The organism is Acidobacteriota bacterium (assembly GCA_016196065.1).
Classification (GTDB): domain Bacteria; phylum Acidobacteriota; class Terriglobia; order Terriglobales; family Acidobacteriaceae; genus Acidiflorens.
On record JACPYL010000010.1, the window covers coordinates 1,639,315 to 1,651,670 of the forward strand.

A 12,356-nucleotide genomic window follows, 5' to 3' on the forward strand; every position below is an offset into this window, starting at 1 on the left:
GAGACGCGGTTCGCCGCGTCTCTTTGCACAACCTTGGGAAAAATCAACGCAGCTTCCGAGTGAAATCAAGCGTCCCCAAGCCAATGAGTTCTTCCGCCTCTTTCAGGGTGCGAACAACTTGATAGTCTGACCGCTTTCCTTCGATCAACAGGCCATACATTCTACTCAGGCCGTAAGCTACTGTCTGCGGTGCCACGGCAACACGGAGCTTCATTGGAGGATGGGCAGGATCTTTGGTCGCAAACGACTGCACGTAGGTAGAGGTGACTCGAATCTCGGTTACAGCGGAATAGTCAAAGATTCCGAAGTCAGCGCCTTCATCGGCAAGAAACTGTCTTACCGCTGCATCAGCGGTGGACACGGTCTCGTTCCTAAGAACGCCGAATGGGGATATCCGCAGCACTCTACAGCGCGGGTCAAAGTCGATGGAGAAACCAGAATGCGGCGATGCACCGGGTGGAGTACTGAAATCGGTCATCACTGTACCCCCGCAAATCACTCACTACTTTCGTGGGTAGCCTGCTGATCGTAGTTTCCCCCGATCAGGTACACGTGAGCTTACTACCATTCCTGCAACAAATCATCAACGCCGCAGTCAATGATTGTTGGGCGGCGCTTATGCCATATCGAGTCCATGGAGCAGCACACAGTAACCTGAGTTATGTACGCTCAGTAGTCTTACCTGGAAAGGGTCTCGGTGAACTATGCGACCAATCCCCACAGTGTGCAATTTTGAACAGACTGGGTTGCTGTTTTAGTCGACAATCGCGCCTTTCCTTACGGTGAATTGGGGCCCAGCGTACCTCGGTAGCGGGCCAGTTATGGAAGCTCAGCCTGATGATCTTCACCTGTCGTAAGGTTAGCTACCCACGTTGGAGGCAAACTTGGGACAAGCGTATCGTGTTCCGAAGCGCACGATCCTCTGCATCGACGAAAACGACGCAACCCTCGCGTACCTGAAATCACTCATGGAACGATCAGGCTACGCGGTTTTGACGGCGTCGTCTGCCGCCCAAGGCATTGGACTTGCATCGATGTTCGACCTTGACGCGGTAGTCCTCGACTACCACCTGCCTGAAATGAGTGGACACCACGTCGCGGTTGCCATCAAGCGTTGCCAGCCGCGAGCCTTGATTGTGATGTTTTCGGGGAGCGACGTCCCGGATGAAACCCGCCAGCTGGTTGATGCTGTTGTTCTTAGGTAACCCCCTCACATTGGCCTTGACCCCTCCTGCACGCCATTGACTGTCGTCGTTTGTTGCCCGCCAAGAATGTCCGCGACAACCGTAATCCTTACCTGTACACTCATCCGCAAAATCGTCTCAGTCCCCGGGGGTCTGCCATCGCCACCACATCCGTCACCGTCCAACGCGCCGCTTGGATGAAACCGAAATATTTGTTGTTCGGTTTCATAGGCGTGATGTTCGCCTATGTTCTCCAACACAACGAGAGCTTCCTCATCAACCCGAACCATCCGATCTGGCAGCACTACCAGCCATTCAAATGGTGGCTGTTGCCGCATGGCGTCGCCGGAGCCTGTGCCCTCCTGCTTGGCCCGATGCAGTTCTCCGACCGTCTTCGCCAGCGTTTTACCAAGCTTCATCGAGTCGTTGGGAGGATCTACATTGCCGGAGCGTGCATTGCCGCTCCACTTGGCATCTACATCCAGTATGTGGAGGAACGGACCGGCGGGACAAGGTCTTTCTCCATCGCAGCGGGAGTGGACGCCGCTCTGTGGATCACGACCACCCTCATCGCTTTTTCCTTCATCCTCAAAGGAAAAGTCCAGCAACATCGTCAATGGATGACTCGAAGCCTGGCCGTGTCTCTGGTCTTTGCCGAAGTACGGTTCATCCTCGGCGTGACCGGCTGGGACAAACTCGGCCCTACCGCAGTCGAAACGGTGGTATGGGTCTGCCTCGCCTTCTCGTTACTCCTGGCCGACGTCGCGCTTCAGTTGCAGGAGCAACTGCGCTCTCGCCCCGCTGTATCTAAGGTCCCGGTGGCTGCGCGTTAAGTGTTCTTGATCGGGCCGGTCGTTTACCCGGCCACGGTCTTGCGCTTGACAGGGTTTCCATTCGAATATATTTTCCTTGGGAATCAGTTTCTCCTGGATAGACCCAAGTTCCATTCTCCCCCGGACTCTCGTCGCTGAACTGCCATCGAAGGAGTGAACCAAGCCATGAAATCCCTGCATGTTCGTATTCTCCTATTCCTCTTCACGCTTTTGCTCAGCGTCAACCTGTGGGCCCAGCACTACACCGCGAGACGATTGAACGGGGGCCGCCAAATATCCGTGAATGGAATTAACAATTCGGGGATGTCCGTTGGCGGGGCCAGTATTTCCCCTCGGTACGCACTTTTATGGCAGCCTAACAACAGCAATCCCCTTGACCTTGGAAATCTAGGAGGCCATTACGCGGAGGCCTTCGCCATCAACAATCTCGGCCAAGTAGTCGGGTACTCCGTGTTGGCGGATAAGTCGACTTACCACGCATTTCTTTGGAGCTCCGATACCGGCATGCACGATCTGGGAGCGCTCGGTGCCGGTAGTCAGGCAAACGCAATCAATGACCACACTGAGGTCGTTGGGGGACTGTTCGGAAACACACTCCACGCCTTTCTTTGGACGCAGGCCGGCGGGATGCAGGATCTTGGCACGCTAGGCGGTTCATTCAGTACTGCCAATGGAATCAATACTGCCGGACACGTAGTGGGCACCGCGACGCGTTCTGGCGAGAATATTGGGCGCGCCTTTATTTGGACCGCCCAGGACGGAATGAAAGAGCTTGATCTTGGCCAAGCCTCGGCAAGTCAAGCCTGGGCGATCAACGACTCCGATCAGGTGGTCGGAACATTCACCAACCCGCAGGACAACTATTTCCACGCCTTCCTCTGGAGTCCAACCGCTGGCATGAAGGACCTGGGAGCGCTCCCTCGCAATGTTGCGAGTATCGCGAGCGCAATCAACAACAGTGGCGATGTTGTCGGTATCAGTTTTGCCCTGAAGCAAGGAACTCTAAAGGGTTTCAGCGTGATCTGGAAGCATGGCGGCGCAGCTCAAAAATTAGGGTTGCTGGTAGTTCCGAAAATTGGACTGCCGAGAGGTGCGACCGGAATTAACGAATCCGGCCAGATCGCCGCGAATGGCCCGGGCTCATGGCTCCTGACGCCACAATAGAGACGGGGCCCCGGTCATGATGGCAGTAAGGGGAAGGTTTTGATCTCACTGGCGGGTGAAAACTGGGGTCAAACGGATGAGGGGGTAGTACACTTCGGGAAAAATTCGGCTACACCCCCTATGGTTTTGATTTGGCCCATGGCCCGCGCGCTAGCGAGTGGGGCGGGTGAGCGAGGGATGCGCAGAGTAGTTGGTGTAATCGCCTGTTTACATCAACAAGCAATCACCTAGCAGCCGTGTTAGCAGTTCTCAAGTGCGCCCTGAGCCACAGCCATACGGTCTTTACCCCGACCACGATAATAGCAGTCGCCATCGCTAAGAGCCCAAGCATGGCAATTCCCATCAGAAAGATGAAGGCGAACTTAAAGAACGCGGCTTCCATACCAAAACCTCCACTGACTAGAGTGGCGAAGCCCGATCTTGCTGGGAGGGTTCGCCCTGGCTGTGGGGCGGGATAGTGATCGGTGTTTTACTTTTATTGTGGTATGAAAAAAGAAAAACACACTCGACGTCCTCTTCAGAACACGTGCGCCCGATGGCTGCTTTTGTGTTCATTTTTTCGCTCAGTTTCTTCATGGGGCTGCTGAAAATTAGATTCCATGCCTGGCATCACACGACACCTAGCTTGTGGGCGCTGATTTCTCTGCTACTTGCATCATTTGCGGCTTACCGAGAAAGCAGCAGGTGAAAGCAAAATTGCCAAACACACACCTAGTTATCGTTAAATCGCCATTACACTCATTGACCCACAGGTCACATTGAGCCCCGGCCCGAAGGGAGGGCGAGCACGAATAGATTCAGGTGTGTCGCACTTGTGTCCTATTCCGTCACGTCCTTCAGAACTAGCAGGAACTTGTCTATCGTTGCCGTCGACGCATTAACCGGCCCGATTCCCAAGATGAGCTGTGGCCGGTCACGATACGTCAGGTTGACCCATTCGTTGACGCGGACGTGTAGCTTCTTGGGCGAGGCAGTCGCTATGAATTCTTGCACGGTGGACCGCATCTCGTTGAAGTAGGCTCCAATCGGCCAGTTCTTGTCTAGGTCGGCTGCATCTTTTCGCTGGAGTGTCAGGTGGCTGACTTCCTTGTCCGCCCGTTTTCTCGCTGCGACCAGCACAGGCGAGGGCGTCCCATTCCAGGAGGCGGGGTCGTCAAAGTAGTCGGCGGCAACCACGTCCGTGTCTCTCGGACTCTGGTGGTAAAAGAACTCAAACAGGTTGCGAAGGTGGATGGCAAATGATTCGATCAACGCACAACGTTCCAATGCCTCGAATTCAGAACTCTTCGTGAGCAGTGTTTTGGTCATCCATTGGAACATCTGAACCTCATACAGCAGGTGCTCACCTGAGTAGTCGAGAAGTTCCTGATCGGAGAGAGCAAGTCGAGACGACATGACGCGTTACCTCAATTTCGATCATTTGTACGGCAGCAGTATGGCGAAGAAACGACTGAGACTGCCACGCGCGCTGACTCTTACGAACCCTGCAACACTCCAACTAACTTCGCCAGGCGGGTGGCCCACCTCTCCGTTATCATGAATACACTGGGTGCCCCATTTCTCGCGCTCTTTGCGAGAAGTGGGGTCCGTTCCACCGCTCCCTGTTTTCCTGATTCGTCACGAGTGTGCGGTGTGGCCCTCACTGCATAAGAGCTTGTCAGACTCTACTCTAAAGCGTGTGCCCTTCCTCGAACAGGTGCAGGCTTGGGGCGTAGTTGGTGTAATCGCCTGATTACATTTTGTCGTCACTGTGGATTGCCGTCGAGTGATTCCCGGTAGCGTCGCCTGCCAGACGTGAACCACCAAACTGGAACCAGGACAGCGCCGACTCCGTAGATTCCGACGACGACATTCCTGGCAATGTCGGAAACCCTCTCGGAACAGCAGCCACCAACGGCGAAAACAAGGAAAGGCAGAAACAAAGTGGATAGGCCAAGAAGCGCCAACGGTTTGTGACGCCGCAATCTCGCCGTCAGCACCATAGCAGCCACGAATACGATTGGCAGGACGGTGCCCGGCAAGACGAGAGCCATTCCATAACCTTCTCTTGCGTCGGGTGTGGGAACAGGAACGGTCACAACGGCTAGCAAGGCGATCGCGAAGAGGCCAATGTAGACGTAGCAGGCATAGGCGCGATCGAGACGCCGAAGACTTTCTTGTTTTGATGATTCTTCGGCAGCGGGTTCCCCAGATCGTTCCGGAATCGTCATCCAGCCGCTCCGTACTGTTGGCGGGCGGGTGGCCCGCTTCTCCCCCAATATTAACTCGGGGTGCCCATTTCTCTCGTTCACTGTGTCCGCCCGCCGGGGTCAATGAGGTCCTCGGCATTGACCTTCCCATAAGCCTCGGTTCGTTTCCTCCGGTTGGTCCAGGGAATAGATCTCGCCAGTTTCCTTGTCCCGAAACCACTCCTGTGTAGGCGCAAAACGATTGGGCTTCATCACTGGAACCTGTTCGACGTAGCCTCTTGAAATTGCCTCAGACAGCATACGACGTAGCTCTTTGTATTCCCGATCGGAAGCAAAGCTCCTTTGCCCGTACATCTCTCTAAAAACTCCCATTGCGCCATCTCTCATACTAAGGACGTGGCGGGCGGGTGGCCCGCTTCTCCGGAACCAGTCTCTAACTCAGGGTGCCCCATTTCTCGCGTTTGTTGCGAGAAGTGGGAGGCAATACAGTTGGCAGTGAAGTGGTTTGACTCGAGGTCCGTGCCATCACATCGCGGACACTCATCTCTAATACAAGGGCACTTTCGGATCAACCGTCCGCGCCCAGCCATCAATCCCGCCGCGCATGGACTGCACCTTCTCGAATCCCTGCTGCCGAAGCCAGTTCGCGACACTCAACGACCGCATTCCTCGATGACACATCACAACAATGTGCTCTTCGGGATTAAGTTCCTGATGCGCCCGCGTCGGGATGTCTCCCATCGGAATATGTCTTGCACCGTCCAGACGCGAAGCTTCCAATTCCCACGCTTCGCGCACATCGACCAGCGTGAATGGCTCGCTGTTCTTTTGCAGCAACTTCACTTGTCCGCAGGAAATCTCAAGATCCAGCATGCGTCCTCACCAAACTACCTTCAGGATAGCCATCCGCGAAACGGCGGCATAAGAAAGCCCGGCAGGATTAGTGCCGGGTCACAGAAAACCTACGAATTCGCTCCGCCCGAACGGCGCTCACTTGCGACCCGCCGCATCCGACCGCCCCATCGTCACCAGGCTGAGTAGTGCCGCCACGCTCCACAACACACCGGTGCCGAGGCGCGCATTGTGCACTTGCTGGGACGGAACTGAATGCCAAACCGTCAGTCCAAAGCCAACCAGGAAATTTGCGACCAGCACTCCAAAAAACATGCGCTCACGCAGGCAATGCGTGTCGAGCATGAGTCCGACCAGAAGAACGATCCAGACCACATACGTCGCGGCGGTCCAGTTGTCATGCGGCCAATCGTATTCACCGCGCAGGATGTGCGCGAAAGAAATCCAAGCGAAGTACGCGCAGGCAAGAAAGCCCATGAGGCCCCAGCCCGAAGCCCGGCACATCAGGTGTCCCGAATTGTACGGACGCTCTGCCGTCGCGCTGCTATTCGTCAAATCTATTTGCCTGACCATTGCGCTGGCCGCTTTTCAAGAAATGCGGCAATGCCTTCGCGGGCGTCGTCGGTCGCGATCAGTTCTTCCAGGTAGATCTTCTCTGCCCGCGCCAGCCCTTTGTCAAAATGAATGGCATCCCAAGCATAAATGGATTTCTTCGCCAACGCGAGCGCCGCCGGACTCATCTTTTTGATCTCACCGATAGTTTCCTCAACCACGGCACCCAGTTCTTCGCTGCGAGCCGAACGGTTCGCGAGCCCAATCGCGACCGCCTCATCCCCGCTGATCTGGCGCCCGGTGAGGATCAATTCCGTTGCGCGTTTCTGCCCGACCAGCGCCGGAAGCGCGACCGCCGCCACCGGCGGATAACATCCCAGCTTGATTTCCGGAAATCCCCACTGCGCATCGCGTGCCGTGAACACCATGTCACACACCGCAGCCAGTTCGGCGCCTCCACCAAAGCATGCTCCCTGCACCGCCGCGATCGTGATCTTTCGCGAACCAACTACCGCCCGGATCACCGCATGAAACCCGGTGAGCATTTCGCGGACCTGTTCCGGCAGATGAGCCTTCACATCGACTCCCGCAGAAAACGCCCGCGCATCGCCCTCAAACAGGATGACCGAAACATCATCCCGGCCTTCGACTTCGGCTAGTAACTCGGAAAGTTCCCGCATCATCGGGATATCGATCACGTTCAAAGGAGCGTTTGTCAGCCGCAACCTCGCCACCGGAGGCGCAATCTGAATCGTGACCCGGCTCTTAGAAAGTGCTTCCATGCGTGGTTTTCCTTAGGATCGGGAGAATCGCTACAACCTCCCACCACTCTAGCGGATACGAGGAATATACATGCAACTATGTAAGTACAATAACGCCATCAAAACGTTCCACGTGGAACATAGCGTCAAACGAAACCTAAATATTAATCGCCGATTTCCGCGGCTCGCCGATAGTCGACAGCGGATCGCGGGCGCCTTCTTTTTCTTTGATCCACTTCTTTTCGTTGCGAAGGATGTCAAGCAGAAGCACCTTGTCTTTTGCTCCTGGCAAAGTCTCTTCGCAATGCTGTTCGTACCCGCGGTCGTCCAGGGGTTCGCCGGTTTCGCAATGGAACTTCTTCCCTGCCCACCGTCCGATGTTCCGGTTGAATTGCATGTGGGGCGTATAGAACTTCTTCTCGCCCGGCTTCAGGTAAGTGTTCAGGCGCTCGACCAACCCGGAAACTTCTTTGTGATAAAGATGGCGGTTGTAATCGTTGAGGTCGTCGAGGTCCGCCGTGTGTTCGTTCTGCGGTTCATCGTAACGGCCCTTGATGCCCCACACATACGCCCAGTGCGCCGATGAGGAATGATCGGTGCCAAACAGATCGTAGGAACTGGAAATCCATTTATTCAAATACTTCTGCATCAGCCAGCGCGGGATCACTCCCGCCTCCACCACGCGCCGCAGGCCGTCATTGCCTGTGCCCATGTGGAACGCTTCTTCGCGCAGCATGTAGGAAGTCGATCGCCCCAGCGGCGCAAACGAAGAGTACTTCAACATTTGCAATTGGAACTTTCCGTCACGGTCGACGAAGTCTGTGTAGGTGAAAAAGTCCAACCAGTTGTCGATGTCTACGTTGAAGGTGCCGAGCAGTCGCTGATTCTCAAATGCGCGTCGCTCCAGCATCTTCTGTGCTTCCACTTTGCCGGACGATCCGAAGAAGTCGATGAGTAATGCGCACATCTGCCAGCCATGCCGCATTTCTTCGATCATGACGCGCGTGAGGGCGCGACGATCCCAGTCGCTGGGCGCGGATTCAAACAGGTTCCTCTGCTGTTCGACCGATGCGAATTCCGTATCGCCCTGGTAGACGATCATGTTCATTAGCGCATCGCGCATCTGCTGCGTGGGGACTTGTCGAATGTTCTCCCACTTGCGGCGGCCTTTGTAAGAGCCGAACTGGATGTCATCGGTCTCCACGGCGCCGTAGAGCGTGTCGAAGTGAAACGACGAGACGTCATCCTGGTTGACGCCAATCTCTTTGCGCCAATCATCAAAGAGACCGACCCAATCGCTGAAGCTTCCAATCTTCGCTACTTTACCTGGCATTGCTCAACCCCTTTTCACCACAGAGTCACAGAGAAAATCAGATTCTTGGGTTTGTCTTCTCTGTGACTCTGTGGTGAATCCTGTTTGCCTATTTCGCTGTGAAGACTGCCGGACGTTTCTCAACGTAAGCTGCGAGTCCCTCTTTGGCGTCGTCGCTTTGGAAAAGGATCTGCTGATTTTCGCGCTCCACGGCCAATGCGGACTCCATGGGAATCTCCCATCCCGTCTGGACCGCGCGTTTGATGCGTCCGACGGCCTTGGCGGCCTTGTTGGGCGGCGTGAACTGGCGCGCGTATTCCATGATGTTGTCCATGAAGTTCTCGCGCTCGAAGATATCGTTGACGATGCCGAACTCTTTTGCTTCTTCAAACGAGAACGTATTCCCGGTAACCATCAGTTCGATGGCCTTGCTCTTCCCTACCATGCGGGAGAGGCGCTGTGTGCCGCCGGTTCCGGGGAGTACACCGAGATTCACTTCGGGCAATCCGATCTTGCCGGCATCCTTGCGGGCGATGCGGAGATCAGCAGCCATGGCGATTTCGAGTCCGCCGCCGACGCAGTGTCCGTTGATGGCCGCGATGACAAGCTTCGGCGTATGCTCCAGGCGAAGCAGCGTCTCGTTGGCGTGCAGGCAGAAGTAATACTTGAAGGTCGGGTCGACGCTCGCCAGCATTTTGATATTCGCACCGGCGGAGAAAAACTTGTCGCCAACTCCGGTCAGGACAATCACGTAAACATCATTGTCCATGCGGGCCTTGAGGATGGCTTCGTCGAACTGACGATTCATCTCGTAGGTGTAGGTATTGGCAGGCGGATCGTTCATCTCGATCACAGCGACGCCGCCGTCGGTGCGGTAGTTGATGAGGGTCTTGCTCGCTTCGCTGGTGGCGGGCTGCGTGGTGGTGGCCATGAGTGTGCTCCTTCGTGATTGCGATTTCCTTTTTTAGCCGGCAAGATTAGTTGCCAGGCTTACTGCAGATCCCTGGCTCGTCCTCGGCTTCGCCTGCGGACGGCTCGGGATGACAGAATAAAAATCAAGGCTTGTGTCGCGTTCTGCCTCTCCTCGGTGCAAGACGTTTCGTGCCGTTGGTGATGCCGCGAAGAAAAATGTCGCCCATGCGCTGCGCTAGTTCCCGGGCGCCGCCATCGACGCGCGGGTTGTACCAGGTATAGATCCAGTTCATCATTCCGAACAGGCTCATGACGGCGGTGCGTGCGTCGAAGTCGAGGCCGCGTTCTCGTTTAAGAGATTCCATGATGCCCAGACAGATGCGGTAGTACTCGCGCTTGATGGCGGCGATCTCGGATCCTAATCCATTCTTTAGAGCTTCGTCTTCGTGTGACAGAACCTTCATGCCCTGCTGGTTAACCAGGAAATATTCCAGATGATTCAGGATGAACACTCGAATACGCTCTTCAGGTTCAGCGCCCTCATCCAATCGCGCCTTGAGTTTTTCAAGGATGGTTGTGAAGGTGTGTTTTTGAATCAGGTAGAGAAGCCGCTCTTTCGACTGGAAATAATGGTAAAGGCCCGCGAGCGACATGCCGGAAGCGCGGGACAAGTCGCGCATCGATGCGCCCTCGTATCCCTTCTCGCAGAATACTTCCGTAGCATGCGCCAGCACTTCTCCAAGCCGGCGATGGAAGCGAGCGTCAGAGACTGGGCTCGCTCCACGGCGGGGACGTCCGGGTGCGCGAGGTGTTGCGGGACGAGGCATTATGTTCGAACGTTCGTTCGAATGAATTATACGGATTTGTGAGGCGGATCACAAGTGGGTGTGACGCGAGTTCAGGGGGTGGCTGGATCCCGCTCGGTCAGCAGGATTCTCTTCACCTGGTTTCGGTTAAAGGTTTGGCTGTTGCCTCCGATGCGTACCTGAATCTCCATGCCGCTTACGGAGACCAAATCGCCCGAGAGAATGGAACCGTCCCTGAGTTCGATCGTGTCGTGGGCAGCACTTCCCAGTTCGTAGCTGACATTGCCCCCAGAGGTGTCGTGAGATGTTATCTCAAGTGGGAACTTCCCTGAATTGAACCCTTCTTTGCTGAATTCGAGAATGTGTTTTCCATTCATGAGTTCGACAATCTTTGGAGTGGTTCCTGCTTCCTTTCCGTCGACTCGAAGCAGCGCACCTTGCGGAACGGAGTTGATGGTCATGGAGACGGTGCGCGGAGCCGATGTTACAACCGCTAGCGAAGCCGGAGTTCCAGAGGCGGTGAGGGTGATCTGAAACTTGACGATCTGGCCTGCGGGAACGTTTGCGAGATTGATGTAGCCGTCGCCGATTCGCGCTTTCGCTTTGTCGAAGACATAGAGTGACAGGTTCAAGTTTGCCAACGTCTTGTCGGAGACATTCTCAGCCATCGTGTCGCAGATGTAGGTGTGCTCCTTCCCCATAACGGCGACTTCCTTGAATTTGGCAAATGTCAGCCGCACGGCGGGCTGGCCTGACTCCGGCCAAGACAGCACCTGAAAGGGAGTGTCTTTGGCGGCGAGCGACGAGACACCGAAGGCCAATAGCAAAGCGAGAGATAGGTTCTTGAGCATTTTTCCTCGATCTAGTGATGCGGAGTCTGCGGCTGCGTATCCGGCGTTTTCGTCTTACTGTCGTCAGCGGGAGCCACGTGGGTGAGGATGCGTTCTACGAGAAATATCTTGCTGACCTGATTGCGGTCGATGGCGCGATCTTTGCCATCGATACGAAGGACGATGGAGTCGAGGCTCATCGACATCACGTCCCCATTGAGGCTAGAGCCGTCGCGCAGTTGCACGATGTCGTTGGACAGCCCGCCCAGAGTGATCTTGATACTGCCATAAGGCGCGTCGTCGGCAGCGATATCGACTGGGGTGGTGGTCAGAGCGTAACCGTCTTTTTGCAACTCAAGGTTATGGTTGCCTACGGTCAAGTTGAGCGTGGTTGGAGTAAGACCAACATCCTTACCGTCGACTTTCAGGCTGGCTCCTGCTGGAGTGGAAATGACTTGGAGCGGAATCGTCTTAAAGGAAGTCGGTACGCCTCCGGTGTTCTTGGCTCCGATCGAAAGCGTTGCAGGAGGTCCGACAGATTCACACTGGAACTGTACTTTTGCGGATTCTCCCGGGTTCAGGTCGTTGACGACCAGAAGACCGTTGCCGATTCTGATGCGGTCTCTATCAAGCAAGGAAACGCTAAACGATGCCTGGGGAATTACCTTGGACGAGAGGTTCTCCACGATTACATCGGTGATCAGCGACATTTTGCCCTCGAAGCCGCCTAGATTACGAAAACGGCCGAAGGTCAGCTTCAAAGTTGGGCTGTCCTGGCTGGGCCATAGCAGAACCATGGCTGGCTCGTCTTTGGCCAGTAAGTGGGCGGATAAAAAAATTACAAACAGGCTCAGTAAGCAGGCGCGCGTGCGTACCATGGGCGAGATTGTGGCATACCGCCAAAACAGGAGCAACTAATAAGTCGAGGGGCGAGAAACGGCAACGGCAACTGCAGCGGCAA

Annotated in this window: 14 protein-coding genes; 3 read left to right on the top strand and 11 right to left on the bottom strand. The window is 55.4% G+C overall.

The window, feature by feature from the left end:
* Window positions 1–43 precede the first annotated feature (43 nt).
* Entirely contained in the window at window positions 44–361 is a 318-nt protein-coding gene (locus HY010_10160) for a hypothetical protein (GenBank protein ID MBI3476085.1), read from the bottom strand.
* A 523-nt stretch (window positions 362–884) separates the two neighbouring features.
* Here HY010_10160 and HY010_10165 point away from each other — a divergent pair.
* The 3 genes from HY010_10165 (at window position 885) to HY010_10175 (ending at window position 3,181) form a co-directional block, all read left to right on the top strand.
* Window positions 885–1,205, top strand: a complete 321-nt coding sequence (locus HY010_10165) for a response regulator (GenBank protein MBI3476086.1) — start codon at window positions 885–887, stop codon at window positions 1,203–1,205.
* 176 nt (window positions 1,206–1,381) lie between these two features.
* Window positions 1,382–2,017: a DUF2306 domain-containing protein gene (locus tag HY010_10170; protein ID MBI3476087.1), complete on the top strand. Its 636-nt coding sequence runs from the start codon at window positions 1,382–1,384 to the stop codon at window positions 2,015–2,017.
* A gap of 165 nt (window positions 2,018–2,182) precedes the next feature.
* Entirely contained in the window at window positions 2,183–3,181 is a 999-nt protein-coding gene (locus HY010_10175; GenBank protein MBI3476088.1) for a hypothetical protein, read from the top strand.
* A gap of 819 nt (window positions 3,182–4,000) precedes the next feature.
* Here HY010_10175 and HY010_10180 read toward each other — a convergent pair.
* The 10 genes from HY010_10180 to HY010_10225 all read right to left on the bottom strand — a co-directional run bounded on the left by HY010_10180 (window position 4,001) and on the right by HY010_10225 (window position 12,192).
* Complete coding sequence (locus HY010_10180; protein MBI3476089.1) at window positions 4,001–4,576, bottom strand: hypothetical protein; 576 nt, start codon at window positions 4,574–4,576, stop codon at window positions 4,001–4,003.
* 350 nt (window positions 4,577–4,926) lie between these two features.
* The gene (locus HY010_10185) at window positions 4,927–5,391 is read right to left on the bottom strand and encodes a hypothetical protein (GenBank protein MBI3476090.1); all 465 of its coding nucleotides are present in this window, start codon (window positions 5,389–5,391) and stop codon (window positions 4,927–4,929) included.
* Window positions 5,392–5,916: 525 nt separating this feature from the next.
* The gene (locus HY010_10190; protein MBI3476091.1) at window positions 5,917–6,243 is read right to left on the bottom strand and encodes a sulfurtransferase; all 327 of its coding nucleotides are present in this window, start codon (window positions 6,241–6,243) and stop codon (window positions 5,917–5,919) included.
* A gap of 117 nt (window positions 6,244–6,360) precedes the next feature.
* Window positions 6,361–6,777 (bottom strand): hypothetical protein, encoded by a 417-nt coding sequence (locus HY010_10195; GenBank protein ID MBI3476092.1) that lies wholly within the window; start codon window positions 6,775–6,777, stop codon window positions 6,361–6,363.
* A gap of 2 nt (window positions 6,778–6,779) precedes the next feature.
* Window positions 6,780–7,556 (bottom strand): enoyl-CoA hydratase/isomerase family protein, encoded by a 777-nt coding sequence (locus HY010_10200; protein MBI3476093.1) that lies wholly within the window; start codon window positions 7,554–7,556, stop codon window positions 6,780–6,782.
* Window positions 7,557–7,692: 136 nt separating this feature from the next.
* The gene (locus HY010_10205; protein MBI3476094.1) at window positions 7,693–8,868 is read right to left on the bottom strand and encodes a phenylacetate-CoA oxygenase subunit PaaI; all 1,176 of its coding nucleotides are present in this window, start codon (window positions 8,866–8,868) and stop codon (window positions 7,693–7,695) included.
* Window positions 8,869–8,956: 88 nt separating this feature from the next.
* Entirely contained in the window at window positions 8,957–9,778 is an 822-nt protein-coding gene (locus tag HY010_10210) for an enoyl-CoA hydratase/isomerase family protein (protein MBI3476095.1), read from the bottom strand.
* Window positions 9,779–9,902: 124 nt separating this feature from the next.
* On the bottom strand, window positions 9,903–10,586 hold the full coding sequence (locus HY010_10215) for a TetR/AcrR family transcriptional regulator (protein MBI3476096.1): 684 nt from the start codon (window positions 10,584–10,586) through the stop codon (window positions 9,903–9,905).
* A gap of 71 nt (window positions 10,587–10,657) precedes the next feature.
* A complete protein-coding gene (locus HY010_10220; GenBank protein MBI3476097.1) occupies window positions 10,658–11,416 on the bottom strand; it encodes a PEGA domain-containing protein in 759 nt (252 codons plus the stop codon).
* Window positions 11,417–11,427: 11 nt separating this feature from the next.
* Window positions 11,428–12,192 (bottom strand): PEGA domain-containing protein, encoded by a 765-nt coding sequence (locus tag HY010_10225; GenBank protein ID MBI3476098.1) that lies wholly within the window; start codon window positions 12,190–12,192, stop codon window positions 11,428–11,430.
* Between the last annotated feature and the right edge of the window lie 164 nt (window positions 12,193–12,356).

What these genes read in the sequence shown, in the direction of transcription:
- HY010_10205 (MBI3476094.1), bottom strand. Translation starts at nt 8,868, where the DNA reads ATGCCAGGTAAAGTAGCGAAGATTGGAAGCTTCAGCGATTGGGTCGGT.
- HY010_10210 (MBI3476095.1), bottom strand. Translation starts at nt 9,778, where the DNA reads ATGGCCACCACCACGCAGCCCGCCACCAGCGAAGCGAGCAAGACCCTC.
- HY010_10170 (MBI3476087.1), top strand. Translation starts at nt 1,382, where the DNA reads ATGAAACCGAAATATTTGTTGTTCGGTTTCATAGGCGTGATGTTCGCC.
- HY010_10175 (MBI3476088.1), top strand. Translation starts at nt 2,183, where the DNA reads ATGAAATCCCTGCATGTTCGTATTCTCCTATTCCTCTTCACGCTTTTG.
- HY010_10190 (MBI3476091.1), bottom strand. Translation starts at nt 6,243, where the DNA reads ATGCTGGATCTTGAGATTTCCTGCGGACAAGTGAAGTTGCTGCAAAAG.
- HY010_10180 (MBI3476089.1), bottom strand. Translation starts at nt 4,576, where the DNA reads ATGTCGTCTCGACTTGCTCTCTCCGATCAGGAACTTCTCGACTACTCA.
- HY010_10185 (MBI3476090.1), bottom strand. Translation starts at nt 5,391, where the DNA reads ATGACGATTCCGGAACGATCTGGGGAACCCGCTGCCGAAGAATCATCA.
- HY010_10220 (MBI3476097.1), bottom strand. Translation starts at nt 11,416, where the DNA reads ATGCTCAAGAACCTATCTCTCGCTTTGCTATTGGCCTTCGGTGTCTCG.
- HY010_10215 (MBI3476096.1), bottom strand. Translation starts at nt 10,586, where the DNA reads ATGCCTCGTCCCGCAACACCTCGCGCACCCGGACGTCCCCGCCGTGGA.
- HY010_10225 (MBI3476098.1), bottom strand. Translation starts at nt 12,192, where the DNA reads ATGGTTCTGCTATGGCCCAGCCAGGACAGCCCAACTTTGAAGCTGACC.
- HY010_10200 (MBI3476093.1), bottom strand. Translation starts at nt 7,556, where the DNA reads ATGGAAGCACTTTCTAAGAGCCGGGTCACGATTCAGATTGCGCCTCCG.